The organism is Calditrichota bacterium (assembly GCA_013152715.1).
In the GTDB taxonomy this organism is placed as follows: domain Bacteria; phylum Zhuqueibacterota; class Zhuqueibacteria; order Thermofontimicrobiales; family Thermofontimicrobiaceae; genus 4484-87.
The window spans coordinates 1-3241 of record JAADFU010000067.1 but is presented as its reverse complement, the minus strand read 5'-3'; the positions used below and the strand labels follow the sequence as shown (position 1 = coordinate 3241).

Genomic DNA, 3241 nt, shown 5'->3' with positions numbered 1-3241 from the left:
CCCACAACGGTCGCGCCCGCAGGCACAGGTTTTACCACTACAGACCCTGAGCCTATTTTTGCGCCTTTGCCAATGGTAATCGCGCCTAACACCGTGGCGCCCGTGCCAATAACCACGTTGTCTTCAATAGTCGGATGCCGTTTTTTTTTCTGCAGACTTGTGCCGCCGAGAACAACGCCGGTGTAAATCAATACATCGTTTCCGATTTCCGTGGTCTCTCCAATGACCACGCCCATTCCGTGATCAATAAAAACGCGCCTGCCGATCTTCGCTCCCGGGTGAATTTCTACTCCTGTGAGAAAACGATTTACGTGAGAAATAAATCTCGCCCAGAAATAAATTTTTTTCTTCCACAACCAGTGAGCGATGCGATGCAACCACAGAGCGTGCAGGCCCGGATAGGAAAAAATCACTTCCGGCACAGAGCGCGCCGCCGGATCCTTTGCAAAAACTGTTTCAATGTCTTCTTTAATTTTTTTCAACATATTCAGTTCCTTTGTTAAAAATTTAATTCATTTCTACTCTTCATTTTCAAATTGGAAAAGTTCGGTGCTCAAATATCGATCTCCCAAATCAGGCAATATGACCACAATGAGTTTGCCGGCATTTTCCGGTCTTTTTCCGACTTGCAAAGCAGCATACACTGCAGCGCCGGAAGAAATGCCGGAAAAAATGCCTTCTTCCCGCGCCAATCTCCTTGACGTTTTCATTGCCCTGTCGTTTGGCACTTTCACAATTTCATCGACGATACCGAGGTTCAATATGTCTGGGACAAATCCGGCGCCAATGCCCTGAATTTTATGGGGACCTGGTTCGCCGCCGGAAAGCACCGGCGAATCTTGCGGCTCCACTCCGATAATTTGCACTTCGGGTTTCTGCTGTTTAAGCACCTCTCCCACGCCAGTAATTGTGCCGCCAGTGCCGATGCCAGCGATAAAAATATCAATTTCTCCGGCGGTATCGTTCCAGATTTCCTCTGCGGTGGTTTGTCGGTGAATTTCAGGATTAGCCGGATTTTTAAATTGCTGGGGAATGAAAGAATTCGGAGTCTTTTCTGCCAATTCTTCGGCTTTAACAATGGCGCCTTTCATCCCTTCGCTTCCCGGAGTGAGAACAAGCTCTGCGCCCAGCGCCCGGAGCAAAGCTCTGCGTTCTGCGCTCATCGTGTCTGGCATGGTGAGAATCAACCGGTAGCCTCGGGCGGCTGCTACAAATGCCAGAGCAATGCCCGTATTGCCACTGGTTGGCTCGATAATTACGGTGTCTTTGTTAATTTTTCCTTCTTTTTCAGCCGCATCGATCATGTTTACTCCAATGCGGTCTTTGACGCTGCCCAGTGGATTGAAAAATTCTAACTTCGCCACAACTTCAGCTTTGCTGTCCTGTGCAATTCTGTTCAGTCGAACCAGAGGTGTTCCGCCGATGAGGCGCGTGATGTCTTTTGCAATTTTTTTCATTTTTGCTTCCTTTCGTTTGAAGTAGAAGTTTTAAAGGTTTTATTTATTTTTCCTCGTTGCAATGGATTAATTACATTTTACCACGAAGGGCACAAAATTCACGAAGGTTTATTTAAAAAACATGTCCCAAAACATCAAACCGGCAATTATAAAATTTTTAATGTTAGTTGATCTTCGTGTCCTTCGCGATCTCCGCGGCTATTTCTCGTTCGCAATCCGGACAAAAAACAAAAAGCCCGCTACCAAATTTACCGATAGCGGGCTTTGAATATCTTAATTTATGATTTTTTTACTCTATGGCGGAGGCTGAACTCCGAAATTTCCACACCGACCCGTTACCGGCAATATATGAGGATGACAACAACAACAGCAATTGTCATTCAACATTTGCCCGCAAACGTGAGCGTGAGAAAAATTGGATGTTACATTTTTATGTGCGTAAAGATACGACACGCCTTTACTCCCATAGAGTTTAAATCGATTTCTTGTATTTAATGACCTGTTAGATAATAAGAAATTTTATCGCGAATGTCAAGATCTTTTTCCGGCCGGAAGATTTTTTGTTCTCACACAAAGCCACGGAGCCGCCAAGGAACACCCTTGTTACGCCTTCTCCATTTTCTTGCTCACTGCTCCGCGATAGCCAGTAACCACGATGCTGTAATCGTCAAACAGTTCAACAATGGCGTAAGAGCTATTTTTTGCGCCACTTCCCTCAACCATGGCTTTTAAAGTGTAATAATGAATTCCTTCGATTTCACTGTAATGTCCGGCATGATTATGTCCCTGAAAAACCGCCAAAACCCTGTTGTTTTCTTGCAGAATTTGGCGTACCTGATCCGCGTTGTTGACGTAATGTTCGCCTGCGCCGTCAAGTTGCTGGTGGACAAAAACAATCACCGGCGCCGAACCTGACGCAAGATCGTTTTTGAGCCAGTCGAGTTCGTCCTGCGGGATATTGGTATCCGTCCAATCAAAATTTCCGTGATCATAATCGGACCCATCCGCTTTGAAGTTGGCGTCTAAAACGATGAAGTGGAATCCCTTTGTGTCAAAGGAATAATATTTCGCTTGTTTGGCAATTCCTGTATTTTCAATGCGCGCCAGGAACTGCTTTTTTGAAATACTGTCTGCGTCGTGATTTCCCAACACGTGGTAGCGCGCTCTCCTGAAGCGGGAAAAAATATTTTCCATTGTTTCCAGAAATTTTAGCGTGGTTTTTTCTGCAGCCGGTTCGCCCTCGTCTTTGAAGTCGCCGAGCTCGACAAGAAAATCAACTTTCTTGTCGTTCATCAATTCGACGCACTCCGTCATTTTTTCCAGCGATTCCCGATAAAAACGTGTGCCTCTCGCGGCAGTGTCTGCGTAATGCGCGTCGGTAACAGTCCCGAAGCGCAGTTTTGCTTTGCGATTTGTACAATCCGCAAGCGCGAACGGCGTACCCAGGGAAAGTCCGGCGAGAAAAAAGCCGGACGATTTCAGGAAGTCGCGACGGGTGATTGTCCAGATTTCTGGTTTTCTTGGTGAGTTTTTCACAATGCTGTTTCTTTCTTTATGTTTCGCGTTTTGGCGGCATTTTCTTATATCAAATTTCATTTTTCCTATCGTGAGAAATTAATCCGACCCCAATTAAGACCATCCTTTCCAATCAATATAACTGAAACCTCTTATAAAGTCAAGAAAAAAACCACAATTTTAATCATACAAAATAAGCAAAAAAACAGATCGTTTTTGTTCGTTCTTGTTCGTTGCCACAGCACAAAATAAATTTTAAGACCCACATC

The 3241-nt window shown here is 45.0% G+C and carries 3 protein-coding genes; all 3 read right to left on the bottom strand.

Features of this window, described 5'->3' with window-relative positions:
• The coding region (gene cysE, locus GXO74_05340; protein NOZ61084.1) for a serine O-acetyltransferase at nucleotides 1-473 on the bottom strand (473 nt) is incomplete at its 3' end.
• A gap of 45 nt (nucleotides 474-518) precedes the next feature.
• The gene (cysK, locus tag GXO74_05335; GenBank protein NOZ61083.1) at nucleotides 519-1457 is read right to left on the bottom strand and encodes a cysteine synthase A; all 939 of its coding nucleotides are present in this window, start codon (nucleotides 1455-1457) and stop codon (nucleotides 519-521) included.
• A gap of 603 nt (nucleotides 1458-2060) precedes the next feature.
• On the bottom strand, nucleotides 2061-2993 hold the full coding sequence (locus GXO74_05330; GenBank protein NOZ61082.1) for a hypothetical protein: 933 nt from the start codon (nucleotides 2991-2993) through the stop codon (nucleotides 2061-2063).
• Nucleotides 2994-3241: the final 248 nt, after the last annotated feature.